Source organism: Nocardiopsis metallicus (assembly GCF_014201115.1).
Lineage (GTDB): Bacteria > Actinomycetota > Actinomycetes > Streptosporangiales > Streptosporangiaceae > Nocardiopsis > Nocardiopsis metallicus.
This window is the reverse complement of the sequence record NZ_JACHDO010000001.1, coordinates 1,545,260-1,571,720: the sequence shown is the minus strand read 5'-3', so window position 1 is coordinate 1,571,720 and position 26,461 is coordinate 1,545,260. Positions and strand designations below refer to the sequence as shown.

The window sequence follows — 26,461 nt, the reverse complement described above, 5'->3', positions numbered from 1 at the left end:
GCTCACCAAGGAACCGCTCCACCCTGGGGCGAGGGACCTGGGCTGGACGGGGACGCGCTGCCCCCAGCGACGGCCGCGAGCAGCAAATGGTGGCGAGGACCGCTGAGCCGGGCGGCCCCTCCCATCCCAGCGCCCCTTGCCGAGAACCCGCCGCGGGACCGGGGCGATCCATGTTCGAGCCAGTTTCAGTACCAATTCGTGATTGGCCGGTTCCGGCCGCCCAGCAGAGCCCCGAACAGCCAACACCACGGTCATACGTGCTCGATTCACCACGCACAGCATCTCCCCCGAAGGAGCACAGGTGTCATCGGTGCGGCGTAAGCCGCTCCACTATGTCGTTTACCTGCTGTTTTTCTTGAAAAGACACGGCGCCTTTACATCGTAGATTTATAAGTCGAACAGGACACCGGGCCCATCAGCTCGAAAAGACGCCCCCGCCACTCCCGCCCCAACCGGATCCGAGCACCACCAAAGCCTTGCAAATCCCCGCACGGAACGATTAGCTCTGTGGAACTCCGGCCCCCATCCCCCACCGGCGGCCCCCACCAGTCACCCCCGCCACTCCCCCCCGGAAGCGAACCCATGCCCCACGAGAAGCGCACCTCGCTTCGCGCCCGCATGATCACCCTGGTGCTCATCCCCAGCACCGCCCTGCTGGCCCTGTGGGCGGTCTTCACCACCGTCCTGGCCTTCGACATCCGCGACCTGCGCGCCACCACCACTCTCATCGACGAGGTCGGCGCCCCCGTCGTGGACGCGATCACCCAGCTCCAGCGCGAACGACACGCCACCATGGCAGCCATCGACGGGCCCAGCACCGGGGACACCGAACGCCTCGAGACCGCCCGCGCCGCAACCGACCAGGCCAACGAAGACCTCACTCTGGCACTGGCCCAGTACGACCGCGACGAGCTCCCCCCGCAGGTCCTGGCCTTCCAGCGCCAACTCAACCTGATCAACCGCCACCGGGAGGAGGTCCTCACCGACCTCTCCCCCGAAGTCGACACCCTCCAGGTGGCCGGCTACCCCTTCACCCGCACCATCGAGACCGGCCTGGAGATCTGGGACGCCCAGGTCGACCACGCCGACATCGCGATCTCCCCCCAGCTGCGCTCCCTGGCCTCAGTCCTGCGCACCCGCGAGTTCCTCAGCCGCCAGGACGCCATCCTGGCCCACTCCACGGCCACCGACACCTTCACCCCCGACGCGCACACCCAGTTCGCCGCCGCCGCGGGCGCCCAGCGGCACACCTGGGCCCAGGTGGAATCCGCACCCGGAAGCCGGCGCAGCCCCGACTCGCGCAACCTCACCGGCTCATCCTGGATGAACTCGGTCCACCGCCTCCAGGACATCGTCATCAGCAACCCCGGCGGCCCCGACACCCGAGTACCCGTCGACGCCCAGACCTGGAGCGAAGCCAACGCCGCCCTGGACGAACGCATGCGCGAGGTCGAACAGGGACGCATGGCCCAGATCGTCGAACTGGGCCACGCCCAGACCCGGGACCTGCTCATCAGCGCCCTGGTGATCAGCGTCATCGCCCTGGCCGCCGCGCTGGCATCGGTCGTGATCGCCGTCACCGGCTCCCAGCGCCTGGGCCGACGCCTGCAAGCCCTGCGCAGCCACACCCTGCACCACGCGCGCTTCAGGCTCCCCCAGGTCACCGCGCGCCTGCGCGCGGGCCACAGCGTGGACGTGGACGCCGAGACACCCCGGTTCGCCGAGGTCCAGAACGACGAACTCGGCCAGGTGGCCGAAGCCTTCAACGACGCCCAGCGCGCCGCGGTGGTCTCCGCCGTCGAGGAGGCCCAGGTGCGGGCCGGAGTGCGCAACATGTTCCGCAACATCGCCCGGCGCACCCAGTCGCTGGTGCACCGGCAGCTGGCGCTGCTGGACCGGTTGGAGCGCACCGAGACCGACCCCGAGGTCCTGGAGTCGCTGTTTCGGATCGACCACTTCAGCACCCAGATGCGACGCAACGCCGAGAACCTCATGCTGCTCAGCGGCGACAGGCCCACCCGCCGCGAAGCGTCCCCGGTGGGCCTGCACGAGGCGGTGCGGGCCGCGGCCAGTGAGATCGAGGACTACGCCCGGGTGCAGGTGCTCGTACTGCCCCAGGTGGCGCTGTCAGGCGCCGCCGGGTCGGACCTGGTGCGGCTGATCGCCGAACTGCTGGAGAACGCGGCCTCCTTCTCCCCGCCGGGCACGGAGGTGATCGTGAGCGGTCGGACGCTGGAGAGCGGAGAACACGCGGGCGAGCACGTGGTGCAGGTCCAGGACAGCGGTCTGGGGATGACCGCCGGTCAGCTGGAGAACGCCAACGCGCTGCTGGGTGATCCGCCGCGGTTCGACCTGGGCCGGATGCGGGAGGACTCCCAGCTGGGGTTGTACGTGGTCGCCACGATCGCCTCCCGGCACGGGTTCGGGGTGGAGCTGCGGGCCTCGCCCTACGAGGGCACACGTGCGCTGGTGCGGATCCCGGCGTCGGCGGTGGTGGAGCAGGTCCGGCAGACCGGGCCGATGCGCCGGGTCGGTCTGGCGGGTCCGGGCGGCGGGCAGGACTCGCCTGTGCCCTCCTCCCCCACCGTGAACCCCGTTGCGGGTCCGGCTTCGGCTCCGGGTCCGGCCCCGGGTCAGGTTGGGTCCGTGGTCGAGCGTGTGCGCCCCGGACGGCACCGGGCGGCGGAGAACACCAGGCTGCCCAGCGGGCCGGACCCCGATGAGGGCAACCGGACCAGCGCGGGTCTACCGGCCCGGACCGCCGGAGCGACCTACCCCGGGCACGCCGCGGCGCCGGTGGGGACCCCCGGGCCCCCCGAAGGTCCACGTGGCGGATCGCCGGGTGCCCCCGACGGACCGAACGGGTCGGGCGCACAGTCCCAGGCGGGCGGGAGCGGCCGGTGGAACACTCCGGGAGGGCCCGCGGGTGCGCGCCCCGGTGTCCCCGAGGCGTTCGCGACTCCGAGCGGATCCTGGTTCCCTGCTGAGCGGTTCCCTGCTGAGGATGGGGGCGAATCCGGTGTCCCGACCCCCTCTCCCGCCGACACGGGCGACACCTACAAGGGCCTGCCGCGGCGTCGGCGCCGCAGGGTACCTGCCGTCCCGCCGCAGAGCGGTGCGCACAACAACCAGGCCACCGGTGGGCAGCGTCCGCTGTCGGAGATCCGGTCGATGATGAGCGCCTTCCAGGCCGGGACGGAGCGCGGACGCGCCGAGTCCCTCGGTGTGGAGCGCGCGCAGGGTGGGCTCGAGCAGGGGTCGCACCACGATGAGAGTTCGGAAAGGTGATGTCGATGTCGGCTGAGGCCACGGCCGAGGGCTGGAGCTCCGGGGACGGCGTGGACGGGGTGTCCGCGGGACAGAGGCTGAACTGGCTGATGGGTGACCTGGTGGAGCGGGTGGCGGGGGCGCGGCAGGCGCTGTTGCTATCGGCGGACGGGTTGCTGTTGTCGCGTTCGCCCGGTGTGGACCGGGAGGAGGGTGAGCGGTTGGCGGCGATCGCGTCGGGGTTCTCGAGTCTGGCCCGGGGCGCGCGTGCGCAGTTGGGCGCTTCCGAAGTGCGGCAGAGCGTGGTGGAGATGGACAGTGTGTTCTTCTTCGTGCTGCCGGCCGGTCAGGGGGCGCAGTTGGCTCTGGTGGCTGATTCCTCCTGTGACATGGGGCAGGCGGCGTTCGAGGTGAACCGGTTGGTGCGGCAGGTGGGTCCGTACCTGTCGGCACTGCCCCGGGGGCGGGGAGGGCAGGGGTGAGTTCGCCGCCTCCGCGGGGCGGGGGGTGGTCGGCGGAGTCGAGTCTGATCCGTCCGTACTCGTTGACGGGGGGTCGTACACGGCCTTCGCGGACGGATTTCTCGATGACCTCGCAGGTGGTCGCGGTTGCGGCGGTGGAGCGCTCGGAGGTGGACGCGGAGCTGGAGCTGATTCTGTCGGTGTGTGTGCGTCCGGTGTCGGTGGCGGAGGTGGCCTCGTATTCGGGGTTTCCGTTGGGGGTGTTGCGGGTTCTGTTGGCGGATCTGCTGGATCAGGGGTTGGTGATGGTGCATACCTCGGACTGGGAGCGTCGTCGGCCGGACGCGCGGACGTTGCGTTCGGTGTTGGAACGCATCCGGGAGTTGTGAGGTGGTGGTGATGGAGGGCTCGTTGGCCCCAGACGGTGGTCCCGTTCCGGACACGTTGAAGATCGTGGTCGCGGGTGGTTTCGGGGCGGGTAAGACGACGCTGGTCTCGGCGTTGAGCGAGGTGGAGTCGTTGCACACCGAGGAGGTGATGACCTCCGAGAGTGTGGGTGTGGACGATCTGAACGGGGTGGAGTCCAAGTCCACGACGACGGTGGCGTTGGACTTCGGCCGGATCACGTTGGACGCCTCGACGGTGGTGTACCTGTTCGGGACGCCGGGTCAGCGGCGGTTCTCGTTCATGTGGGAGGAGTTGGCGCAGGGGGCGTTGGGCGCTGTGGTGCTGGCTGACACGCGCCGGTTGGCGGATTCCTTCGACGCGATCGATTTCTTCGAGTCGCGGGGGGTGCCGTTCGTGGTGGCGGTGAACTGCTTCGATGGTCAGCTGACCCACCGTGCGGAGGACGTGCGGGTGGCGTTGGACGTGGCCGAAGGGGTGCCGGTGCTGTTGTGCGATGCCCGTGAGCGTGAGTCGGTCAAGGAGGTCGTGGTGGAGCTGGTGTCACTGGTGCTGCGCCTGGAGCTGTCGGGTGCCTAGCTGAGTGGTTTCAGTCGGTGACGGGGGTGTGCCCCAGGCGTGCGCGCATGAGGCGGTACGCCTCCCGTTCCCGCTCGTTTCGCGGTTCGCCGTTGCAGTCGTAGCCGGTGAGCCAGCGCAGCCCGCGCTGGCCCCGTTGGTCGGTCTCGACCAGGGCCAGCGCCCGCAATCGCTCGGGTGAGGCCTTGCCCAAGGTGTCGACGGTGCGGTTCTACGAGCGCCGGAAGCTGCTGCCCGTACCGCTGCGCTCGTCCAACGGTTACCGGCTCTACGAGGCGCAGGACGTGCGGCGGGTGCGGTTCCTGCGGCGGGGTCGGGAGCTGGGGTTCACGCTGAACGAGCTGGCCGGGTTCGTCGCCCTGTCGGACCGTTCCCGTGACGGTGTGGTCCTGGCCGGGGAGGTCAGGGAGCGCGGGGCCGCCAAGGTGGCGGAGATCGACGCACGTATCGAGGACCTGCGCCGGATGCGGGAAGCTCTGGTCGGTGTGCTGGACGCGCCGTGTGTGGAACCCGGTGCGGTGTGCCCGGTGGTTGCTGCCCTGGCTGGTGGGGATCAGCGGTCCCCGGCTGGACTCCGATCCTCTACTCCTTCAAGCCAGAGCTTCAATCTCCCTTGGAGACTTTCTCTGTCTAGAACCGGACCTGAAGCCAAGAAGTCTCAAATGCCTGATTCTCTATGAGTGCAGGGCGCGGTCAAGATCGCGCAGGTGGCCGGAGACCGGGCCCAGGGTGAGCATGCCGGTCTGCGCCCCGGCGAGTTCATCCGCCGCGGGGGCGAGCGTCTCCCGGGCCCGGCGCATCACTGACCGGTCCCCCAAGGCCAGAGCGGCCCGGGCGGTCAGGCACCAATGTGTTTCCATGAGCAGGCCGCGGGGTGGCTCGGGCAGGCGCGCCACGGCCTCAGCGGCCGCCGCCGGCCGGTTCTGGGCCAGCAGCACGTGCGGACGCGCCCAGGGCTCGTGGGGGCCGTAGTCGACACCGGGCCCGGTGGGCGCGGCGCGGCCGCGCCCCAGGTGCAGGCACAGCACCGCCAGGGGCTCCAGACCGTGTGCGAGCCCGGGCATGCCCGCAGCGCCCAGCACAGCTCCGGCGTCGCGGTAGGCCGCCTCGGCCTCCCCGAACGGCGTGGCCGGGTCGGCTCCGACGCGTAGTGCCCGGTACCAGCGGACGAAGACCTCGGCCAGCGGACGCTCGTGCAGCCGGGCCAGCCCTTGGGCGGCCTGTGCGTGCTGGTCGGCCCGCGCCCAGTCGGCCAGGGCACAGCGCGACTGCAACCGGATGAGGTGGCCCAGGATCTGGAAGGTGACCAGGTCGTGCCGGGTGGCCAGGGCGAGGAGCTCGACCCCCAGCGCGTCGCGCTCGGGCGCCAGCCCCGTGCGGTGGAAGGTCTGCATGTACCCGGCGTTGAGCGCGAAGGCCAGCAGCACGGGGTCGCCCAGATCGCGGGCGATCCGCTCCGCCGCCCGGGCCGCCTCGGGGCCGCGCGGCTCACGAGTGCCGCGTGACTCCAACGCCACGGTGGCCAGCAGCCGGGCGCGGACGGCGTCGTACCCCGCCGCGGGCAGGGCGTTCAGGGTGCGCTCGGCCGCGGCGATGACCTGAACGGCCTGTTCCGGGTCGTCCACCCGGGTCCAGTTGGCGGGAACGTCGTAGGCTCCGATCACCCGGGCCGTGAGGTGGGCGTCGCCCAGCTCCTCGGCCGCGTCGATGGCGGCCACCCGCTGGGACCGGGCCGCCTTGAGCCCCTCGGGCCCGGTGACGGCCAGGTCGCGCAGCAGGCTCACGGTGGATTCGAGCCGGACCCGCGACCCCGGGGTGACGGTCCGCTGGTAGGCGTCGGCTGCCCGGTCCCACACCCGGGTGCCACCGCTCCCAAGACTCTCGGAAGCGACCCGGTCCGAGGGCGGGTCCGGGAACTCACCTGAGGCGAGATCCACGGCTGGGGGTTGGGTGATCTGTCCGGGTGCCGGGCTCCGCTCCGGGTCACGAGAACCGTGCGGCCCGACGGTCCCGGTCGCGGGTTCGCCGCCCCCACGGGAGAAATGGCCTGCTTCGCCGGGCAGCTGCTCTTCGGGGGTGATGCGGGCGGCCTGGTGGAGGATGTCGTGCTCCAGGCGGCGCAGGGCCGGGCCGGGGTCCACGCCCAGGTCTTCGACGAGCAGGGCGCGGGCGCGACGCAGGACGGCCAGCGCCTCGCCCTGGCGGCCGCTGCGGTACAGGGCCAGGGCGAGCAGACGCCAGCCGTCCTCGCGCCAGGGGTGTTCGCTCACGTGTGCGTCCAGGTCGGGGACGGCTCGGGCTGCCTGCCCCAGGTCCAGGCGGGCCCGGGCCAGGTGTTCGAGGGCGTGCAGGCGCAGTTCGGCCAGGCGCGCGCGTTCGGTGCGGGCCCAGGGCGCGTCGGGGAAGTCGGCGTAGGCGGGTCCGCGCCAGGGTTCCAGGGCCTGTTGGAGCCGGTGCAGGGCCTGCTCGGGCTCCAGGTCGGCGGCCTGCTGGAGGCGGTGTTCGAAGAGCCAGGCGTCGACGGTTTCAGGGGCCGCGTCCAGTGCGTATCCGGGGCCCTGGGTGATGAGCAGGGATGCGGCGGTCCGGGGCGGGCGGTCCGGTTCCAGGGCACGGCGCAGGGCGGCGACGAAGGTGCGCACCGCACTGGTGGCCCCGGCTGGCGGGGCGCCCTCCCACAGGTCGTCGATGAGCAGGTCGACGGGGACGACGCGGCGGCGGGCCACGATCAGCCGGGCCAGAACGGCGCGGTGGCGCGGTCCGCGCAGCGCGAGCGGCTGTGCGTGCTCGTCCCAGGCCGTGACGGGGCCGAGCACCCCGAAACCCACCCACATCGGCACCCCCTCCCCTGCGTCCGTGTGGTCCGTGCTCAACGTACAGCCTGGTAGGCGGCCAGGCGACGCGCTGGCCGGCGGGCCCGGCCGGGCTGCTCATCGGTTGCTCATCGGGGCGCGACAGGCTGGGATCACATCCCAGCGGGGAAGGCCCCACGAGAGAAAGCAGGGCGTGAGCATGGCTCCGGTCATCGAGGGTTTCGGGTACGAGCGGGTGCGGGTGGCACCGGACGTGTCGTTGAACGTGGCGGTCGGGGGTTCGGGGCCGCCCCTGGTGCTGCTGCACGGGTTCCCCCAGACCCACCTGATGTGGCGGCACGTGGCCGCTGACCTGGCGGCGGACCACACGGTCATCTGCCCTGACCTGCGCGGGTACGGGGACAGCGACAAACCGCTCGAGTCAGGGCCGCGGGTGTACTCCAAGCGGACCATGGGCGCCGACGTGGTGGAGCTGGCCCGGGCCCTGGGGCACGAGCGGTTCGCCCTGGCCGGGCACGACCGCGGGGCGCTGGTGGCGGTGCGCACCGGACTGGACCACCCCGGGTCGGTCACGCACCTGGCCAGCCTGGACGTGCTGCCGACCCTGGACATGTGGGAGGCGCTGCGCGGGGTACGGGGCGCGGTGGGCTTCCACCTGTACCTGATGGCGCAGCCTCCGGGGTTGCCCGAGCAGATGATCGCCGCCAGCGCGGAGACGTTCTTCGGGTACTTCCTGGACGCCTGGTCCACCGGTTCGGAGGCGATCCCGGCCCAGGTGCGCCGGGCCTACCTGGAGGCCAGCGCCGGGGCGGTTCCCTCGATCGTGGCCGACTACCGGGCCTCGGCCGGGATCGACATCGAACACGACGCGGCCGACCGGGCCGCGGGGCGGCGCTTGGGGATGCCAGTGACGGTGCTCCAGCAGGACTGGGGCGCGGCACTGGGCTACGACGCCGCAGCGCTGTGGGGCGCGTGGGCCTCAGACCTGCGGCACGCCACGGTGACGTCGGGACACTTCATGGCCGAGCAGGACCCGGCCGGAGTCGTCAGGGAACTACGGGATCTCCTGGAACGCTGACCCGCGTTCGTGTGCGGGGCCGCGCCCCGCACACGGCTGCCCCTCACAACAGGAGGAACCCGATCGCGCTGGCCGCCGGCACAACGGCCCAGGCCGGGGCCCGCCACACCGCCAGGGCCACGAACACCACCGCGGCCAGGGCCATCGTCGCGGGTGAGACCACGCCCTGGACGAAGACCGGGTCGTACAGGGCCGCGGCGAGGATCCCCACCACCGCCGCCCCGGCACCGGCGGCCGCGCGGCGCACGCGCGCGTCGGCGCGCAACCGCTCCCAGAACGGCAGCGCGCCCGCGACCAGCAGCGCCGAAGGCACGAAGACCGCGACCAGGGCGATCGTCGCCCCCAGCAGAGGGCTGCCCGCCACGGGCATGAGGGCGCCCAGGTAGGCGGCGAAGGTGAACAGCGGGCCGGGTACGGCCTGGGCCGCGCCGTATCCGGCCAGGAACGACTCGTGGTCCACCGCCCCGGCTCCCACCACCTCGGCCTCCAGCAGCGGCAGCACCACGTGCCCGCCGCCGAAGACCAGTGACCCGGCGCGGTAGAAGCTGTCCGCCGTCCCCAGGGCCGTGTTCCCGGTCAGGGCGGCCAGGACCGGCAGGGCCGCGAGCAGAGCGGCGAACACGGCCAGACACGCCAGGGCGGTTCGGCGACGCACACCGGTCCCCGAGCCGTGCGTGGCGAAGTCCGCCGGGCCGGCGTCGGGCTGGGAGGTGAGCCAGAGCGCTCCGGCCAGGGCACCCAGGGCGATGGCCGTGACCTGGCTCAGTGCCGAGGGCAGCAACAGGACCAGGACCAGCGCCGCCACCGCGATCGTGGCCTGGCGCGTGCCCGAGGCCAGGCTGGTGGCCATGCCCGCCACCGCGTGGGCGACCACGGCCACGGCGGCGGCTTTGAGTCCGAGCAGCCATCCGGCGCCGGGTTCGGCCCCCAGCGCCCGCACGCCCAGGGCGAAGGCCGCCAGCAGCAGTGCCGAGGGGAGTGTGAAGGCGACCCAAGCGGCCGCCATGCCGGCGTACCCGGCGCGGCGCAGGCCGATGGCCATGCCGACCTGGCTGGAGGCGGGGCCGGGCAGGAACTGGCACAGCGCCACCAGGTCGGCGTAGGCGGCTTCGGTGAGCCAGCCCCTGCGTACCACGAAGGCGTCGCGGAAGTAGCCCAGGTGGGCCACCGGTCCCCCGAACGAGGTCAGCCCCAGCAACAGGAAGGCCCAGAACACCTCACCGGGGGTCCCGCACGTTCTCGGGCCGCTCACCGGTGCGCCCTCCCCGGAGGGCTCCGGCGCAGGGCTCATGGTCGTGCTCCTTGGTGGGCGGGGAGGGCGGGGTCGTGTACCGGCGCAGTGGGTTCGGGGGAACGATAGCGGGGGCCCGGGCGGGTCCTGCGTTCGGGGCGCCCCGGTCAGGCCGGTCGGCGGCCGGATGGCCGCGGCCCGCTCGGCTGGTGTTCGCTCAGTCGTGGTCGCGGCGGGTGCCGCGGCGGTCGACGGGGACGATCATCGGAGTGTGGGTCTCGGGGTCGGGGATGATCCGCACCGGCAGGCCGAACACCTTCTCCACCAGGTCGGCGGTGACCACCGTGGCGGGCTCGCCCTCGGCGATGATCGCGCCGTCCTTCATCACGATCAGGTGGGTGGCGTAGCGGCAGGCGTGGTTGAGGTCGTGCAGGACCGCGACCAGGGTGTGCCCCTGCTCGGCGTGCAGGTCGGCGCACAGGTCGAGCATGTCCATCTGGTGGGCGATGTCCAGGTAGGTGGTGGGCTCGTCCAGCAGCAGCAGCGGGGTCTGCTGGGCCAGGACCATGGCAAGCCACACGCGCTGGCGCTGGCCGCCGGAGAGTTCGTCCACCGAGCGCTCGGCCAGGGCGCTGACCCCGGTGGCGGCCATGGCCTCGGCGACCACCGCCTCGTCCTGGGCCGACCACTGGCGCAGGAAGCTCTGGTGGGGGAATCGGCCGCGGGCGACCAGGTCGGCCACGCCGATGCCGTCGGGGGCGATGGAGGACTGCGGCAGCAGGCCCAGGCGGCGGGCGACCTCCTTGGCCGGGTAGGAGCTGATCACCTGCCCGTCCAGGAGCACGTTGCCCTGGGCGGGCTTGAGGGTGCGCGAGAGGGCGCGCAGCAGGGTGGACTTGCCGCAGGCGTTGGGTCCGACGATGACGGTGAAGGAGTTGTCGGGGATGCGTACGGCCAGGTCGCGGGAGATGACGCGCTGGTCGTAGGACAGGGTGAGGTCCTGTCCGGTGAGGCGGGTGCTGGCGTCGTCGGTCATTGTTCTCTTTCGGGTGTGGCTCGGTGGTGGCTCGTCCTCGGCCGCTGGTCCGGGCCGCGGCTCGGGCGGGTGCGGGTCAGGCTCGGCCGCCGCGCCACTCGGTGTAGAGCAGCCAGATGAGGTAGCTGCCGCCGATGACGGCGGTGACCACGCCCACGGGCAGCTGGGTGGGTGCCATCAGACGCATGGCGGCCAGGTCGGCCACGACCAGGAGCGCGGCACCCATGAGGGCCGCGCCGACCAGCGTGGTGCCGCCGGTACGGGTCAGGCGTCGGGCCAGTTGTGGTGCGGCCAGGGCCACGAAGCCGATGGGGCCGGCCACGGCGATGGCGGCGCCGGTCAGGGCGCTGGCGGCGGCCAGCGCGATGATCTGGGTGGACTGTGCGGACACGCCCAGGCCGCGGGCGGTGTCCTCGCCCAGTTCCAGGAAGCGCAGGCGCTGGCCGATGGCGAAGATGACCGGGGCCAGCAGGGCCAGTCCGATCCACACGGCGGCCGCCTCGGTCCAGCCGCGGCTGTTGAGGCTGCCGATCATCCAGATCTGGGCGCCCAGGGCGTCGGTGAGGTCGGCGCGGGTCATCAGGTAGTCGCGGACCGAGGCGAGCATGGCGCTGACGCCGATGCCGACCAGGACCAGCCGGTACCCCTGGACGCCGTTCTTCATGGCCAGCAGGTAGACCACACCGGCGGTGACCAGGCCGCCGGTGATGGCGCCCAGGGAGACCACCAGGCGTCCGGCGCCCAGGATGAGGATGGCGGCCACGGCGCCGGTGGCGGCGCCGGAGGTGAAGCCGATGATGTCGGGGCTGCCCAGGGCGTTGCGGGACAGACTCTGGAAGACCGCTCCGGCGATGCCCAGGGCCGCGCCCACGCCGATGGCGGTCAGGGCGCGGGGCAGGCGCACCCCCTGGACGAAGAACACGTCCAGGCGTTCGCCGTACCCCATCAGGGCGGAGGGCACGGCCGAGAGGGCGATCTCGTAGTCGCCGACCGAGACCGAAACGACCAGGGTCGCCAGGCTGACGGCGATCAGGACCAGGCTGACCACCAGGGTGCGCGGGCGCACTAGGAAGGAGACGCGGCCGCCCGGGGAGCGCCAGGCCCGGGTGCCCCGGGGTGTGAGTGGCACGGGCGCGCTGGTGCGGGGGCGGGGTGTCAGGGTGTCGCTCACAGCTGGGCCATCTTTCTGCTGCGGACCAGGGCGATGAACAGGGGCGCCCCGACGAGTGCGGTGATGATGCCGACCTCCAGTTCGGAGCTGGGCAGGATGACGCGTCCGAGGGTGTCGGCGGCGGTGAGCAGGATCGCGCCCAGGACCGCGGCGTAGGGAAGCAGCCAGCGCTGGTCGGGGCCGGTGATCACGCGTGCGGCGTGCGGGATGATCAGGCCCACGAACCAGATGGGTCCGGCGGCGGCGGTGGCGGCGCCGCACAGCAGGATGACACCCACGGCCGTCCCGGCGCGGATGAGGGGGATCTTCGCGCCCAGGGTGGCGGCCAGGTCGTCGCCCAGGGCCATGGCGTTGAGGGAGGGGCCCAGAGCCAGGGTGACCAGGATGCCGATGACCAGGAAGGGGGCGACCTGGAGGAAGATGTCGAGGTCGCGTCCGGTCAGGGAGCCGACCTGCCAGAACCGGATCCGGTCGAAGACGAAGTCGTTGAGGACGATGACGCCGTAGATGAGCCCTTGGAGGACGGCGGCCAGGGCGGTTCCGGCCAGGGCCAGGCGCACGGGGGTGGCGCTGGCGCGGCCGCGCGAGCCCAGGGCGTAGACGGCTACGGCGGCCAGGGCGGCGCCGATGAAGGCGGGCCAGACCAGGCCGGCTCCGGTGGCGCCGAAGACGAAGACGGCCACGACCACGGCCGCGGCGGCACCGGAGTTGATGCCCAGGATGCCGGGTTCGGCCAGGGGGTTGCGGGTCAGGGCCTGCATGAGGGCGCCGGCCAGGCCGAGGGCGGCGCCGACGAAGATGCCGATGACGGTGCGGGGCACGCGTAGGCTGCGGATGACGTCGTGGTCATAGGAGCCGTTGTAGTCGGTCAGGGCGGCCCACACGTCGGCGGCGGGGATGGGTTTGGCTCCGACGGTGACGCTCAGGAGCGCGCAGACGGCGAGGACGCCCACGGCGATGATCAGGCCGATGGGGCGGATGACGCGTCTGGTCAGGGTGGGGCGCGTTGGTGTGGGCGCGCGCAGGGCCACGGCTTCCCCGTTCGTCTTACTGGGCATGCGGGTGAATGGCTGGGGCCCGGTCGGAATCAACCGAATCCCACCCGGACAGGTTAGCCTTACCTACATCCTGTTCGCACGAAAGGGTCCCCACACATGCCCGAATTCATACGTTCCGCACGCTCGTTGAGTGTGTTCGCCCTGGCCGGGGCCCTGGCGCTGAGCGCCTGCGGCACCGACGGCGGTGCCGAGAGCGGCGGTTCCGCCTCCGAGGAAGGCGCCCAGACCCGCACGGTGGAGGGCGCCAACGGGAGCGTGGAGGTCCCCGCCTCCCCCGAGCGGATCGCCGTACTGTGGCGGCCCACTCTGGCCGCCGTCACCCAGCTGGGCCACGACGTGGTCGGCACCATGGGCAGCCCCGGCGAGGCCGACCAGGGCCTCGCGCCCTTCCTGCCCGAGGGCGTGGACGGCGCGGACCTGACGCTGGTGACCAGTTCTCCGGCCGAGGACGACATCAACATCGAGGAACTGGCCAACACCGAGCCCGACCTCATCATCGGGGTGAGCACCGCGGTGGGCGCCCAGACCGAGCTCCTGGACAGCCTGGAGGCGATCGCGCCCACGGTTCTGCTGGAGTGGGAGGGCACCGGTTCCTGGCGCGGTCACCTTGAGGAGGTCGCCGAGCTCCTGGACGCTCAGGCCGAGGCCGAGGAGGAGGTGGCCGCCTACGACGCCGCCGTCGAGCAGGCCCGCACCGACCTGGCCGAGGCCGATGTGGACCCGGCCCGGACCGAGCTGTCCCTGGTGCGGTTGCAGAGCGAGAGCGAGATCCGGCTGGAGACGCCCGCGTCCTTCCCCGGGCAGATCGTGGACGACCTGGGTTTCGCGCGCCCGGACACCCAGGTGGAGGCCGACGGGGACACCGACTTCATCCCGCACAGCTACGAGAACCTGGACCAGGCCGACGGAGACGCGGTCTTCGTGCTGGCCGGTTCGGGCTACCCGGACGCCCCCGACACCTTCTCCGAGGGCCTGTGGTCCAACCTGGGCGCGGTCCAGGACGAGCGGCTGTACCGGATGGACTACGACTTCTGGGGTTCGGCCAACTACCACGGCGCCCACCGGATCATCGAGGACGTCACCGCGGCGCTGACCGGGGAGACGGCCCCGGCGGTGTAGGAGCCGCACCCGTTCCCAGGCAAGGCCCGGGAGTGACGGCTGATGCCGTTGCCCGGTATCGCGAAGCTGAACAGATGACGGCCCCCGCGGGGTGGGGACGCCCTGCCCCGCGGGCGCTCAGGCGAAGACGTCCCAACCCATCCGGACGAGCAGGGCCAGGACGACGACGAGCAGCACCGCCCTGACGAACCCCGACCCCCGCTGCAGAGCCATGCGGGCGCCGACCTGGGCGCCCAGGATCGTGCACACGGCCAGGCCCAGGCCCAACAGCCAGTCGACGTGGCCGCCCAGGGCGAAGACCACCAGGGCGCCGATGTTGGTGCACACGTTGACGATCTTGGCCGAGGCCGAGGCGTGCAGGAAGTCCATGCCCAGCACCGCGGTGAAGGCGATGATCAGGAACACGCCCGTGCCGGGGCCGATGATGCCGTCGTAGAAGCTCACCCCGAGCCCGGCCAGGGCCAGCGCCGCCAGGACGCGGTTGCGGGTGCGCATGGCCGGGTCGGGCGAGGTGCCCATGGCGGGCCGGAAGACCACCATCAGGGCCACCCCGGCCAGGACGACCATGATGATCGGTTTGAGCACGTCCGCGGTCAGGGCGGTGGCCAGGGCGGCGCCCAGTCCGGACCCGAGGAGAGCGAGCCCGGCGGTGGGTATCACGACCTTGCGGTCGATCCTCACCTTGCGGGCGTAGGCGATGGCGGCGGAGGTGGTGCCGAAGACCGCGCCGAGCTTGTTGGTGCCCAGCAGGGTGGCCAGCGGCATGTGCGGAGCGGCGACCATCAGGGCGGGGAGCAGTAGCAGGCCCCCTCCCCCGACGACGGCGTCGATCCAGCCCGCGGCGACGGCGGCCAGCAACAGCAGGCCGAGGATTTCGGGGTCCATCACCGGGGGTTCTCGGCGAGGGCGGACAGAGAGGGGATCATCGGTTCTCTTCAGGGCCGGGGAACGGGACGCGAGCCAATCTAGCCAGCCGAACCGACCGCTTCGTCAGGGGACCGGAGCATTGATCCCCTTACAAGACACGGAGCGCTGGCGTTCGTGTGCGATACGGATGTGTGCGTTTCAGAGAAGGCACAGCTTTACGAAGTAGATTCGCAGTAGCGTGAAGGAAAGCGGTGGCGCCCGAGCGCAAGGGGCGCCACCGCCGTTCGGTGGGGAGGGGACCGCGCTCAGAACTTCGCGCGCTCGAACCACTCCCTGGCCTGGGTCAACACGTCGGGGGTCAACTGGTGTCCCCCGGGGTGCTCACGGGCCTCCACGTCCGCGCCCCGCTGCCCCAGTTGGGCGGCGACCAGGCGGGCCTGGTCGATGGTGGTGATCGGGTCGGCCACACCGTTGCCCAGGAACACCTGCACTCCCGAGAGGTCCACCGGGTCGGGTTCGCGCCCCTGAAGAGGAGCGCCCCCAGCGAAGAGCGCCGCACCCGCGACCAGCCCCGGGTGGAGCAGCAGCAGACCCGCGCCCGTGTTGGCCCCGTTGGAGAACCCGCTGACCACGATCCGCTCGGGATCCAGGTCATAGGCGAGGATGGCGGCCCGGACGAACGCGGCCAGCTCGGCGGTGCGCGCGATCAGGTCGTCGACGTCGAAGACACCCTCCCGCAGACGACGGAACCAGCGGTTCATACCGTTCTCGGTGACCTTGCCGCGCGGCGAGAGCAGGGCCGCGCCCGGAGCCAGCGCACGACCCAGCGGCAACAGGTCGTGCTCGTCGGCGCCGGTTCCGTGCAGCAACAGCAGCGCTGGGGCGCCGGAGGCGGTCGCCGGTTCGAAGACGTGCGTGAAGTCCTCGACGCCGACCTCGGGCGCGGTCACTGGTTGACCTCCACCCGCGGCAGGCTGGCGGCGATCTGGTCGTGGTCGGGCTGCAGCCACGGCGGCAGCTTCAGTGAGCGCCCCAGCTCCAGCAGCGGTTCGTCGTAGTCGAAGCCGGGGCCGTCGGTGGCGATCTCCAGCAGCACCCCGCCGGGCTCACGGAAGTAGATCGAGGTGAAGTAGGTGCGGTCGCGGATCTCGGTGACCCCCACCCCGTCCTGCTCCAGGCGCTGACGCCAGGCGTCCTGCACCGGAGTGTCCGGGGCGCGGTAGGCGACGTGGTGCACGGTCCCGGCGGCGACCAGGCCCCGCTCGGCCCTGGGGTCGGCAAGCACGTCGACGATAGTGCCCACCCCGTCACCGGTGTCGTTGGTGCGGAACCGCATCCGGTTGCCGTCCTCGCTGTGCAGGTGGAAGCCCAGCTGACCGCCGAGCATCTGTGCGGTGCCCTCGGCGTCCTGCTCGGTGAGGGTGACCGCGCGGATGCCCCGGATGGCGTGGTCGGCGGGCACCACTCCCCCGTCCCAGGGGTCGGTGTCGTGGTGGTCGGCGCTGGCGGCCAACTCGATGATCAGCCCGTCCGGGTCGCGCAGGGAGAGGACGTCCTCCTCGCCGCGCGTACGCGGACGCGTGGTCTCCACGTTGAGCCCGGCCAGGTGCTCGGCCCACCAGCCCAGGGACCCCTCCGGCACGGAGAAGGTCGTGGTGGTGGCCTGACCCGCGCCGATCTTGCCCTTGGGCGCGTCGGGCCAGGGGAAGAAGGTCATAATCGTGCCGGGGTTGCCCGCGCGGTCGCCGTAGTAGAAGTGGTAGGTGTCGGGGGAGTCGAAGTTGACCGTCCGCTTCACCATGCGCATGCCCAGCGCGTTCAGGTAGAAGTCGGCGTTGGCCTGGGGGTCGCTCGCGATCGCGGTCACATGATGAATCCCCGAGGGGCGCACGTCCATGTCCTTCATCCTTCCTTGGTGCGGCTGGTCACTGACACCAACAAGTTGAATCTTAAACTATTCCCGTGCGACAGTCGCCCCTCCCCCGCCCAGGAACCGGTCTAGCTTCCGTCAAGACCAGCAGTGTCGGAGCACCCCTTCCCGCCCCACCACCCGTGTCACACCCGCTCCCATACCGTGACGTTCTGCCGGAGGCCTTCCCCGGCCTCGGTTCTCGCGGCTACGGTGTCATTCATGAGCACGAGCGACCCCACCCGTATTCATCCTTCCGGGATCTGCCGCCGCGGCCATCACGAGTGGCGGCACGACCCGCCGGGTGGGAAGCGCCTGGTGTGCGTTCGCTGTAAATCCATGAGCATGAACAACTTCGACGCCCCCTGCCGCACCGACTGCACGGACTGCGACCGCACCCCTGCACGCCAGGTCCGAGCTCAGTGAAGTCTCCCCCGCGTGAACGCGGGGGCTTCCAGCTCAGGGTTTCCCATACGGGTCGCCCTTTCGCTTCGATTGACGCTTCCCGGGCCGTGAACGGCCTCCACGTCCTGCCACGCCTCTTCCTTGCGCGGGATCTCGTTTGGCCGCCTGTTCGGCGGCATGGTGGATGTTGTGGGCGGCGTTGGTGTCAGCATTCCCGACCCATCCGCAGGTGGGGTTCCGGCAGGCAAAGACCGCTTGGTTCTTGCGGTTCTTCACATCCGAGAACCCGCACCGGTGGCACCTGAGGGAGGTGTGCGGGGCGGGGACGACAATGACGGTGCCGCCGCGTTCGGTGGTCTTGTAGGCCAGTTGGGTGTGCAGCTGATGCCACGCCTCTCCCTGGATGGACCGGTTCAGCCCGGCCTTCTGGGCGGCACTGCGCCCCGGGGCCTCGACAGTGCCTTTCGCGGATCGGACCATCCCGGCGACGTTGAGGTCCTCCAACCCGATAAGGCTGTAGGTGTCGGCGAGGGTGCGGGTGGTCTGGTGCTGCCAGTCGGAGCGCCGTCGCACGAGGCGGGCACGCAGGGCGGCGATCGTGTCGTAGGTGGCCTTGAGCCGGTTGCTGATCTGCTCGCCCCGGGTGTGGTGGGGCGTTGCCGTGCGGCCTTGCGTTCCAGGCGAAGGAGCCGTTCGGCTTCCTTGGGGCGCTCCCACAGGGTGTGGGTGTGGTTGGTGCCGTCCGACAGGGCCAGGGGCACCGCGATGCCCCGGTCGATACCGACCGTGGGGCCGGTGTGGGGTGCGGGGTCGGACTGTTCCCAGTGGGTGCGCAGCACGATGTGCCAGCCGTTGGCCTCGCGCACCAGACGGGCGCCGGTCACGGTCCCGGGGACGGCCCGGTGGGCACGGAACCGGACCGTGCCGACTTTGGGGATCTTGACGGTGGACCAGCGGCGGGACAGACAGGTGATGTTCAGGTCCCGGCCCTGAGGGATGTCCACGCTCATCTTCGCTCGGACACGGGACTTGAACCGGGGTGCTTCGGCACGGCCCTCCCAGCAGTTCACCCACGCTCGGTGGTACTGCTTCAACACCTGTTGGGCGGCTTGGGCGGGCAGGGCGGCAAGGAAATCGATCTCCTTGCGGGCCTGCTTGATCGCCGCGTCGGCGTCCTTCAAGGACACCCGTCGGTTCTGCGAGGCCATGGTCCACCAGTCGTGGAGTGCGTTCCACAGGGCGCGGGCGGCATGCCCCTGCCCGTCCAGGGTCTCGGCCTGTTCGGGGGTCGGGCACAGTCGGTACTTGATGCCGCGCTGAATCTCCACACCCACCCCCTTCACCCAATTCTCTGCGGACGGTCTACTACTACGCCCGGGACTACGACGACTTCCCCGAACCGGACCGATTCGGCCGCACCCTCATGTGGCTGGGCGATCCGTTGGAGGAATGGCGCCGCAGACACCCCCTCAAGGAGCAACGCGATTCACCCCCGGCCTGAGGGCCGGGGCACTCTCGCTACATCAAGGTAGTTCCTGGACCGGATCGCCCCGCAGTTCGAGCACTGCTCGGTACCGCCGTTGGGCCCGGCACTCCAGTTGTGATCGCATGTGGCCATGGAACCTCCTTGTGTCAGAGGAGGGCCTACCCCTGCGATGCCGATCTCGACCGCGCCCGGGGACGCGCGCTCCGGCGGACAGATCTGCCCGGGGCCGCGCATCTGGTCGATCGGTGTTCGGGTCGGGCAAGGAGCTCTCCTCCCGCTCGAACCTGGCGTCGAAGTCCGGGGCGAGGCCGAGCCCGACAGCGCAGGCCAGACCCCCTCACCAACACAGGTGAAGCCGCTGGGTTCGGAAAACCCTTGGTCACCGTGTCGGGAACCGGCCCCGTGGCCACCGGATCACTACATTCGGTGCATGGCGCGAATACGCAGGCTGGCCGGGTGGGCGATCGGTGAACGGGTCCGGGAGTCGTTCGTCCTGGTTCCGCTGCTGGGAATGGCGCTGTTCGCCCTCCTGGTGCCCGTCACCGTCATGGTGGACAGCCTTGTCGGCGAGGTGCTGGTCCAACTCGGTGAGGGGGCCCCGGATCAGACCCGTCAGGGCTACTCCGAGCTCGTGGAGAGCGGCCGGAGGGTCATCCAGACCATCGGTCCGGCGACGCTCACGGTGATGGGTGTGGTCTTCAGCATCACCCTGGTGGCCCTGCAGACGGCCACGGACAAACTCTCGCCGCGCATCATCTACCTGTTCACCCGCAGCTGGACCACGAAGCTCACCCTGACCGTCTTCCTCGGCACCTTCGTCTACACCGTCGGGGTCCTGTACCTGAGTGGGCTCTTCGCTGGCGAGGAGCGCCCCTTCGTACCGCTGTTGTCCACCTCGCTGTCGGTGTTCCTTCTGGTGCTGTGCCTGCTGATCTTCCTGTGCTTCGTGGGCAACTCGGTCAACCTGATGCGCGTCACCATCGTGATGGACCGGATCGCCGGCAGGACGCTGGAGCAGATCCGCTACCTGGCCCGCAGCGCTCCCCCGGACTCGGAAGACCCGTCCTCCGGCACCGTGTCCCACCCCGTCGGGGCGAAGGTGACCCATGTGCGTTCCCGTGCCGATTCCGGGGTGCTGACCTGGTTGGACGAGCGCGCGCTGGCCTGGTGGGCCCGGCGCAACGACGCCTTCGTCCGGGTGATCCCCTCCATCGGGGACTACGTTCCCGGCAACAGCGTGGTCCTGACCGTGCACTCCTCCCGTGCGGTGCGAGCCCCCGAGCGGGCCGCGCGAACGCTGCGTACTGGCCGGGAACGGTCCACTTTCCAGGATCCCGCCTTCGGGCTGCGCCAGATCGTTGACATCGGAGTGCGCGCCCAGTCCCCCGGGGTGAACGATCCGACCACGGTGGTGCAGTGCATCGACCGGGTCCAGCCCCTGGTCGAGGCTTTCGCCGAGGTTTCGGTACGCGAGTGGACGATCCACGATCGCAAGGGCGCCCCCCGGGCACAGCTGCCGATACCCGCCTGGGAGGGCTTCGTGGACCTGGCCTTCGGTGAGCTGATGCTGCAGAGCGGGGAACACGTCCAGGTGACCCGGCGCCTGTCCGCGGCTCTGCGGGACCTGGAGGAGACGGTCGCGGACGACCGCCGCCCGGCGCTGCGCCGCCACCGGCGGGAACTGCGCCGGGCGTGCGAGCGCCACCTGCCCGAGCACCTGTGGGAATTCGCCCTGACCCCCGACCGCCAGGGCCTGGGCGGCGGAACCGGGGAGGCCGGTGGAGCCCGGTGACCGCTGGAAGCTCAGCAGACCGGTTGTCGGCCGGATAACCCGCTAGAAGGCACGGGTGGCCGGTTCGGGGGCGGGCAGCTTGCGCAGCCGCAGGGCGAACAGGCCCGCCAGTACGGTCAGCCCCAGCGCCAGGGCAACGGTGCCGTTCCAGCCGACCGCGTCGTAGACCACCCCGCCGAGCCAGCCGAAGAGGCTGGCACCCAGGTAGTAGGCGAGGGTGTAGACGGCGGCGGCCTGGGCGCGGCCGGTGACGGCTTGGGAGCCCACCCAGGCCGAGGCGGTGGCGTGGGCGCAGAAGAAGGCGAAGGTCAGCAGGAGCAGGGTGGCCAGCAGCAGCCAGACCGAGGTGGTGAACAGCCCGCCCAGGCCGAGAAGTAGGAGCAGGGTGGCGGTGGTGAGCACCCCGTAGCGGCCCCAGCGCAGGGTGGCGTTTCCGGCCATGGCCGAGCCGAGCATGCCCGCGGTGTAGGACAGGAAGAGCAGTGAGGCGACCGCCTGGGACAGGCCGAAGGGCTGGTCGGTGAGGCGGAAGCCGAGGACGTTGTAGACGGCCATGAAGGCGCCCATGAGCAGGAGTGCCTGGGCGTACAGGGGGATGAGTCCGCGGGTGGTCATCGCGGCTTTGAGGCGTTGGCCCATGCTGAGGCCGTCGTCAGAACCGAAACGGCGGGCGGGGGCGCCGGTGCCGGTCTTGTGGCGGGGCAGGACCAGGACGAAGACCAGGAGGGCGGCAAGGCCGAGGAGGGTGTTGGCGGCCACGCCCCACTGCCAGCCGCCGTGTTCGGCGGCGAAGCCGGCCAGGAGGCGGCCGCCCATGCCGCCCAGCGGGTTTCCGGCGATGTACAGGCCGGTGGCCTTAGGTGCGTCGCGGGGGTGGATCTCCTCGGCGAGGTAGGCCACGGCCGCGGCGGAGACCCCGCCCAGGGCGGCGCCCTGGAGGGTGCGCAGCACCAGCAGCGTCCAGAGTTCGGCGGAGAAGGGGATGGCTGCGCCCAGCACGATGGCCAGGAGCAGGGAGAGGGCGATGACGCGGGCGCGGCCGATCCGGTCGGCGGCCCCGCTCCAGATGAGGGTGAACCCGGCCAGGCCGCCGGTGGCCAGGGAGACGGCGAGGGCGGCCTGGCCCGCGGAGGTGTCGAAGCCGGTGGCGATGGCGGGCAGGATCGGCTGGACCGACCACAGTTGGGCGAAGGTGGCCACGGCGGCGGCGACCAGGGCGATGACCGTGCGCCGGTAGGCGGCCGTGCCAGCGCGCGGGCGCGGATCGTGGGTGGCGGGGGAAGTGCTGGTCACGGTCATGGTTCAACGCTAGAAAGCGTGTTTTCATACGTCCAATACATGGTTTCACGTTGTTGCATACTGTTTCGTATGAATGACCCTGACGTGGAGTCTTTGACCCGAATCCTGGCGCCCCGGTTGCGGATGCTGGCGGAGGTCGCCAGGACCGAGCACGTCACCCACGCCGCCGAGGCCTTGGACATGCCCCAACCCACGCTGAGCAGGGCTTTGGCCCGGTTTCAGGAGGAGCTGGGGATGGCGTTGGTGGAACGCACCGGACGGGGAATCCGGCTGACCCGGGCCGGTCGGCTGCTGCTGCCGCACGTGGAGCGGGCACTGGACGACCTTCGCCAGGGGGTGGCCGAACTCACGGGCGCCGAGGAGGGCCGGGTGGCGCTGACCTTCCTGCCCACCCTGGGCGTGGAGGTGGTACCGGTCCTGCTGCGGGGGTTTCGGGCCGAGCATCCGGGGGTGCGGTTCACCCTGACCCAGGAGGCGTGGGCCGACTCCCTGCGCCGGTTGGCCTCGGGCGGAGCGGACCTGGCGCTGACATCGCCGCTGCCCTCGGGCGCAGGGCTGGTCTCGGCGGTGCTGCACACCCAGTCGCTGCGGTTGGTGGTGCCCGAGCACCACCCGCTGGCCGCTCAGGGGCCGGTGTCCCTGGCGTCGGTCCGGGACGAGTTCATCCTGCTCAAACCGGGGCGCGGGGTGCGGCACCTGACCGACCGGCTCAGCGACCGGGCCGGGTTCACCCCTCGGGTGGCGTTCGAGGCCGACGACATCGCCACCGCGCGCGGTCTGGTGGCCGCGGGCCTGGGGGTGTCGGTGCTGCCCGCCCGGCCCAGGGGGCCGCTGGGCGGAACGGTGGAGCTGCGGTTGCGGAACGGGGACGCCACCCGGCCGGTGGGGTTGGTCTGGCCGCAGGAGGGGTCGGGCGGCGGCTACGAACCCCCGGCGGTGGCGCTGTTTCGCGACTACGTGCGCCGGGTGGGCCCCGAGGTCATCCCCGACCTCACCGGCTGAGCGGGGCGGGCTCGCCGGGCCCCTCGAGCCCCTGCGGGCCCTCCGGGGCCTTCAGCGGCCGGGGCCGGTAGACGAAGGTCACCAGGACCACGGAGATGTTCATCAACAGGAACCAGGCGACCAGCTTGGACAGCGGCACCAGTTCCCACCCCTCGGCCTGGTTGGGGTAGATCCAGGCGCCCGCGAAGGTGGCGATGTTCTCCGCCACCCAGATGAAGAAGGCCACGCCGAGGAAGGACGCCAGGATCGGCATCCGCCGCCAGGGCCGGGAGCGGTGGTTGCGAAAGTGCATGACGCAGCGGATGTTCAGTGCCACGACCAGGGCGAGCAGTATCCAGCGCGAATCGACCACGTAGTGGTGTCCGAAGAAGTTGGCGTAGACGGCCACCGCGAGCAGCGCGGTCGCCCAACGGGGCGGGTAGCGGTCGAAGCGCAGGTCGAACAGGCGGAAGACCCGGACCATGTAGGAGCCCACCGCCGCGTACATGAAACCGCTGTAGAGCGGTACGCCGGCGATCCAGAACAGCCCGTCGCCGCCGTAGTGCCAGGAGCCGACGGCGGTCTTAAAGATCTCCATGGCGGTGCCGACCAGGTGGAACAGGACGATCACCCACAGCTCACGGCCGCTCTCCAGCCGGGCCAGGAGCATGAAGGCCTGGATCGCCACCGCCCCGAGGACCAGGGCGTCGCTGCGGGAGAGCGCGACGCCCTCGGGGTACCACAGGTGGGTGCCCAGCAGCAGGGCCAGCATCAGGGCACCGAAGACACAGGCCCAGGCCTGCTTGACCGTGAACACGGCGAACTCCAGCAGGTACCCGCGCGCCCTCCCCCTTCCGCCCAGGGAGGCCAGGCGCCGGTGGGCCCAGGCGTCCAGGCGCAGCTCAAGGGAGGTCAGGGCCCACTGCTGTCCACTTGTCATGCGGCCGATGGTACGAATCATCCTTATTTCGACCGAATCCGGGCGGCCCACCGCACGGCGAAAACCAGTTGTGGGAGCGATTCCGGCGGATCAGGATGGGTCCCCATGAACGCTCAGCACAGCTCGGCCGAACCCCCCGCGCCCGCCACCGAACGCCCCGTCGCCCTCATCACCGGAGTGGGCCGCACCGTCGGGATCGGCGCGGCCATCGCACGTCAGCTGGCCGAGTCGGGCTGGAACGTGGCCCGTACCCAGTGGACCCCCTACGACGACCGCATGCCCTGGGGCGCGGAGGAAGCCGCCACCGACACCATCGGGGCCGAGCTCGCCGAACGCGGCGCAGCCACGCTCGCCGTCGAGGCCGACATGGCCGACCCCGCCTCCCCCGCGCGCGTCTTCGACGAGGTCGAACAGCGCCTGGGCCCGGTGCGCGCCCTGGTGGTCTGCCACTGCGAGTCGGTCGACTCGGGGATCCTGGACACCACCGTGGAGAGCTTCGACCGCCATTTCGCCGTGAACACCCGCGCACCCTGGCTGCTGGTGCGCGAGTTCGGGCTGCGCTTTGCCGGGGAGCACGACGGTGGCCGGATCATCGCCCTGACCAGCGACCACGTGGTACACAACCTGCCCTACGGAGCCAGTAAGGGCGCGCTGGACCGGATCGTGCTGGCCTCGGCGCGCGAGCTCGCCCACCTGGGAGTGACCGCCAACGTGATCAACCCGGGCCCGGTGGACACCGGCTGGATGCCCGACCAGGTGCGCGAGCACTGCACCGAACACACCCCGCTGGGCCGCCTGGGCACCCCGCGCGACACCGCGCACCTGGTCGACTTCCTGTGCTCACCGCAGGGCGGCTGGGTCAACGGCCAACTCCTGAAGAGTGACGGCGGCATCTCCGCCTGACTCTCACCCACACCTCCTCCGCCCCTCCCCACCCGGATGATCTTGCTACCAGGAGCACGTTCGGCGCCTTGGGTCTCAGTGGCTCAGCGCTTCTGGTAGCAAGAAGCGTCACGGGGGTTAGAAGGGGTAGCGGGCCGGGTCGGCCTGCATGGTGATCCACTGGGTCTCGGTGAAGGCCTCCAGGTTGGCGCGGGTGCCGCCGAAGCGCGAACCCGTGCCCGAGTAGCCCACGCCGCCGAAGGGCGCCACCGCCTCGTCGTCCACGGTCTGGTCGTTGATGTGCACGATCCCGCTGGGGATGCGGTCGGCGATCTCCATACCGCGCATCGGGTTGGTGGTGACCACGCCCAGGGACAGCCCGTACTCGGTGGAGTTGGCCAGCTCCACCAGCTCGTCCACCGAGGAGAAGCGCACCACCGGGGCGACCGGGCCGAAGACCTCCTCGGCGTAGGCGGGGGTCTCGGGGTTCACCCGGTCCAGGACGGTGGGCCGGTAGTACAGGTCCTGGTAGGTGCCGCCAGCGCGCAATCGGGCGCCGTGCTGGACGCTGCTGGTGACCAGGTGGTGGATCTTGTCGCGCTGGCCGGCGTCGATGATCGGCCCGAGCGCGGCGCCGTCCTCCTCCGTGCTGCCCACGACCAGCGCCTCGGCCTTGGCGGCCAGGCGCTCCACGTAGTCGTCGGCGACCGACTCGTGCACCAGGTGGCGGCCGGTGGTCATGCAGATCTGCCCCTGGTGCAGGAAGGAGCCCCAGGCGCCGATCGAGGCGGCCGAGTCCAGGGCCGCGTCGTCCAGGACGACCAGCGGGGAGTTGCCGCCCAGCTCCAGGTGGGCGCGCTTGAGGTGGCGGGCGGCGGCCTCGCCCACCTTGCGTCCGGCCGGGGTGGAGCCGGTGAAGGAGATGACGCGCACGTGCGGGTCGGCGACCAGGGCCTCGCCCGCCTCGATGCCGCCGGGCAGGACCTGCAGGACCCCCTCGGGCACCCCGGCCTGGCGGAAGGCCTCGGCCAGGACGGCGCCGCCGCAGATGGCGGTGCGCGGGTCGGGCTTGAGGATCACGGCGTTGCCCAGGGCCAGAGCCGGGGCGACCGAGCGGATACCCAGGATGAGGGGGACGTTGAACGGGGCGATCACCCCGACCACGCCCGCCGGGACCTGGCGGGAGAAGCTGAGGCGGGGCTTGGCGGTGCGCAGGATCTCGCCGTGCGGCTGGGAGGCCAGGGCGGCGGCCTCGAAGCACTCGCTGGCGGCCACGTGCACCTGGAAACCGGCCATCCCGGCGGCCGCCCCGCCCTCACGGCGCAGCCAGCCGGTGATCTCCTGCTCGTGGGCCTCCAGCAGGTCGCCGGCCCGGCGCATGACGGCGGCGCGCTGCTCGTAGGAGGTGGCCGCCCAGTCGCGCTGGGCCTTGGCGGCGCGGGCGGCGGCCTCGCGCACGTCCTCGGCGTCGGCGATGCCGGTGCGGCCCAGGACGGCGCCGGAGGAGGGCGAGACGACCTCGGCGTCACCGCCCCGGGCCGGGGTCCAGGTCCCGGTGAAGACGGCGCTGGTGAAATCCTCGGCGGCGAGCAGGCTCACGGTGTGGCTCCTTACGAGTGCGAATGCGGTACTTCGGGTTGCGGCCCGTGCGGCGCGCGGGCGCGGGCGCGGGCGCGGGCGCG

24 protein-coding genes and 1 pseudogene are annotated in these 26,461 nt (G+C 71.3%); 11 read left to right on the top strand and 14 right to left on the bottom strand.

Annotation, left to right across the window (positions count from 1 at the left end):
• Positions 1-582: 582 nt before the first annotated feature.
• The 4 genes from HNR07_RS06550 to HNR07_RS06535 are packed head-to-tail and all read left to right on the top strand — an operon-like array spanning position 583 to position 4,712.
• Complete coding sequence (locus tag HNR07_RS06550; protein WP_184363235.1) at positions 583-3,288, top strand: sensor histidine kinase; 2,706 nt, start codon at positions 583-585, stop codon at positions 3,286-3,288.
• The gene (locus HNR07_RS06545; RefSeq protein WP_184363231.1) at positions 3,288-3,749 is read left to right on the top strand and encodes a roadblock/LC7 domain-containing protein; all 462 of its coding nucleotides are present in this window, start codon (positions 3,288-3,290) and stop codon (positions 3,747-3,749) included. The genes HNR07_RS06550 and HNR07_RS06545 overlap by 1 nt, the downstream gene beginning before the upstream one ends.
• Positions 3,746-4,117, top strand: a complete 372-nt coding sequence (locus HNR07_RS06540; protein WP_184363228.1) for a DUF742 domain-containing protein — start codon at positions 3,746-3,748, stop codon at positions 4,115-4,117. Before HNR07_RS06545 ends, HNR07_RS06540 begins: the two co-directional genes overlap by 4 nt.
• Before the next feature lie 10 nt (positions 4,118-4,127).
• Positions 4,128-4,712 (top strand): GTP-binding protein, encoded by a 585-nt coding sequence (locus HNR07_RS06535; RefSeq protein WP_184363225.1) that lies wholly within the window; start codon positions 4,128-4,130, stop codon positions 4,710-4,712.
• Between the two features lie 10 nt (positions 4,713-4,722).
• Here HNR07_RS06535 and HNR07_RS06530 read toward each other — a convergent pair whose 3' ends face one another.
• A complete protein-coding gene (locus tag HNR07_RS06530) occupies positions 4,723-4,905 on the bottom strand; it encodes a hypothetical protein (protein ID WP_184363222.1) in 183 nt (60 codons plus the stop codon).
• 10 nt (positions 4,906-4,915) lie between these two features.
• On the opposite strand from HNR07_RS06530, the gene HNR07_RS06525 reads away from it, so the two are divergent.
• Positions 4,916-5,392: a MerR family DNA-binding protein gene (locus HNR07_RS06525; RefSeq protein WP_312893636.1), complete on the top strand. Its 477-nt coding sequence runs from the start codon at positions 4,916-4,918 to the stop codon at positions 5,390-5,392.
• Here HNR07_RS06525 and HNR07_RS06520 read toward each other — a convergent pair.
• Complete coding sequence (locus HNR07_RS06520) at positions 5,387-7,546, bottom strand: AfsR/SARP family transcriptional regulator (protein WP_184371613.1); 2,160 nt, start codon at positions 7,544-7,546, stop codon at positions 5,387-5,389. The genes HNR07_RS06525 and HNR07_RS06520 overlap by 6 nt on opposite strands.
• A gap of 178 nt (positions 7,547-7,724) precedes the next feature.
• Here HNR07_RS06520 and HNR07_RS06515 point away from each other — a divergent pair, with 178 nt between their 5' ends.
• Positions 7,725-8,603, top strand: a complete 879-nt coding sequence (locus HNR07_RS06515) for an alpha/beta fold hydrolase (protein ID WP_184371610.1) — start codon at positions 7,725-7,727, stop codon at positions 8,601-8,603.
• A 43-nt stretch (positions 8,604-8,646) separates the two neighbouring features.
• On the opposite strand, the gene chrA is transcribed toward HNR07_RS06515, so the two are convergent.
• The 4 genes from chrA to HNR07_RS06495 form a co-directional block, all read right to left on the bottom strand.
• Positions 8,647-9,894, bottom strand: a complete 1,248-nt coding sequence (gene chrA, locus HNR07_RS06510) for a chromate efflux transporter (RefSeq protein ID WP_184363219.1) — start codon at positions 9,892-9,894, stop codon at positions 8,647-8,649.
• A 157-nt stretch (positions 9,895-10,051) separates the two neighbouring features.
• On the bottom strand, positions 10,052-10,870 hold the full coding sequence (locus HNR07_RS06505; RefSeq protein ID WP_184363215.1) for an ABC transporter ATP-binding protein: 819 nt from the start codon (positions 10,868-10,870) through the stop codon (positions 10,052-10,054).
• A 76-nt stretch (positions 10,871-10,946) separates the two neighbouring features.
• Positions 10,947-12,041: a FecCD family ABC transporter permease gene (locus tag HNR07_RS06500; RefSeq protein ID WP_184363211.1), complete on the bottom strand. Its 1,095-nt coding sequence runs from the start codon at positions 12,039-12,041 to the stop codon at positions 10,947-10,949.
• Positions 12,038-13,072, bottom strand: a complete 1,035-nt coding sequence (locus HNR07_RS06495) for a FecCD family ABC transporter permease (protein WP_184371608.1) — start codon at positions 13,070-13,072, stop codon at positions 12,038-12,040. Before HNR07_RS06495 ends, HNR07_RS06500 begins: the two co-directional genes overlap by 4 nt.
• 123 nt (positions 13,073-13,195) lie before the next feature.
• Here HNR07_RS06495 and HNR07_RS06490 point away from each other — a divergent pair, with 123 nt between their 5' ends.
• Positions 13,196-14,218, top strand: coding sequence for an ABC transporter substrate-binding protein (locus tag HNR07_RS06490; RefSeq protein WP_184363206.1), 1,023 nt, complete (start codon positions 13,196-13,198; stop codon positions 14,216-14,218).
• Between the two features lie 117 nt (positions 14,219-14,335).
• On the opposite strand, the gene HNR07_RS06485 is transcribed toward HNR07_RS06490, so the two are convergent.
• The 3 genes from HNR07_RS06485 to HNR07_RS06475 all read right to left on the bottom strand — a co-directional run bounded on the left by HNR07_RS06485 (position 14,336) and on the right by HNR07_RS06475 (position 16,982).
• A complete protein-coding gene (locus HNR07_RS06485) occupies positions 14,336-15,103 on the bottom strand; it encodes a sulfite exporter TauE/SafE family protein (protein WP_184363203.1) in 768 nt (255 codons plus the stop codon).
• Between the two features lie 287 nt (positions 15,104-15,390).
• Complete coding sequence (locus HNR07_RS06480) at positions 15,391-16,035, bottom strand: alpha/beta hydrolase (RefSeq protein ID WP_184363200.1); 645 nt, start codon at positions 16,033-16,035, stop codon at positions 15,391-15,393.
• The gene (locus HNR07_RS06475; RefSeq protein WP_184363197.1) at positions 16,032-16,982 is read right to left on the bottom strand and encodes a ring-cleaving dioxygenase; all 951 of its coding nucleotides are present in this window, start codon (positions 16,980-16,982) and stop codon (positions 16,032-16,034) included. Before HNR07_RS06475 ends, HNR07_RS06480 begins: the two co-directional genes overlap by 4 nt.
• A 234-nt stretch (positions 16,983-17,216) precedes the next feature.
• Here HNR07_RS06475 and HNR07_RS06470 point away from each other — a divergent pair, with 234 nt between their 5' ends.
• Positions 17,217-17,420: a hypothetical protein gene (locus HNR07_RS06470; RefSeq protein WP_184363195.1), complete on the top strand. Its 204-nt coding sequence runs from the start codon at positions 17,217-17,219 to the stop codon at positions 17,418-17,420.
• Positions 17,421-17,453: 33 nt separating this feature from the next.
• On the opposite strand, the gene HNR07_RS35475 is transcribed toward HNR07_RS06470, so the two are convergent.
• Both HNR07_RS35475 and HNR07_RS35470 read right to left on the bottom strand, forming a co-directional pair.
• Positions 17,454-17,972, bottom strand: coding sequence for an RNA-guided endonuclease InsQ/TnpB family protein (locus tag HNR07_RS35475; protein WP_312893634.1), 519 nt, complete (start codon positions 17,970-17,972; stop codon positions 17,454-17,456).
• 125 nt (positions 17,973-18,097) lie between these two features.
• Positions 18,098-18,727: pseudogene (locus HNR07_RS35470) on the bottom strand (RNA-guided endonuclease InsQ/TnpB family protein); the annotation flags it as partial.
• Positions 18,728-19,315: 588 nt separating this feature from the next.
• On the opposite strand from HNR07_RS35470, the gene HNR07_RS06460 reads away from it, so the two are divergent.
• Positions 19,316-20,677, top strand: coding sequence for a DUF2254 domain-containing protein (locus tag HNR07_RS06460; protein ID WP_184363191.1), 1,362 nt, complete (start codon positions 19,316-19,318; stop codon positions 20,675-20,677).
• A 42-nt stretch (positions 20,678-20,719) separates the two neighbouring features.
• Here the strand turns inward: HNR07_RS06460 and HNR07_RS06455 are convergent, their stop codons facing one another.
• On the bottom strand, positions 20,720-21,976 hold the full coding sequence (locus HNR07_RS06455; RefSeq protein WP_184363188.1) for an MFS transporter: 1,257 nt from the start codon (positions 21,974-21,976) through the stop codon (positions 20,720-20,722).
• 69 nt (positions 21,977-22,045) lie between these two features.
• On the opposite strand from HNR07_RS06455, the gene HNR07_RS06450 reads away from it, so the two are divergent.
• On the top strand, positions 22,046-22,978 hold the full coding sequence (locus HNR07_RS06450) for a LysR family transcriptional regulator (RefSeq protein ID WP_184363185.1): 933 nt from the start codon (positions 22,046-22,048) through the stop codon (positions 22,976-22,978).
• On the opposite strand, the gene HNR07_RS06445 is transcribed toward HNR07_RS06450, so the two are convergent.
• The gene (locus HNR07_RS06445; RefSeq protein WP_184363182.1) at positions 22,968-23,897 is read right to left on the bottom strand and encodes a DUF817 domain-containing protein; all 930 of its coding nucleotides are present in this window, start codon (positions 23,895-23,897) and stop codon (positions 22,968-22,970) included. The genes HNR07_RS06450 and HNR07_RS06445 overlap by 11 nt on opposite strands.
• A gap of 105 nt (positions 23,898-24,002) precedes the next feature.
• Here HNR07_RS06445 and HNR07_RS06440 point away from each other — a divergent pair, with 105 nt between their 5' ends.
• Positions 24,003-24,800, top strand: a complete 798-nt coding sequence (locus HNR07_RS06440; protein ID WP_184363179.1) for an SDR family oxidoreductase — start codon at positions 24,003-24,005, stop codon at positions 24,798-24,800.
• A 117-nt stretch (positions 24,801-24,917) separates the two neighbouring features.
• Here the strand turns inward: HNR07_RS06440 and HNR07_RS06435 are convergent, their stop codons facing one another.
• The gene (locus HNR07_RS06435) at positions 24,918-26,378 is read right to left on the bottom strand and encodes a benzaldehyde dehydrogenase (protein ID WP_184363176.1); all 1,461 of its coding nucleotides are present in this window, start codon (positions 26,376-26,378) and stop codon (positions 24,918-24,920) included.
• Positions 26,379-26,461 lie beyond the last annotated feature (83 nt).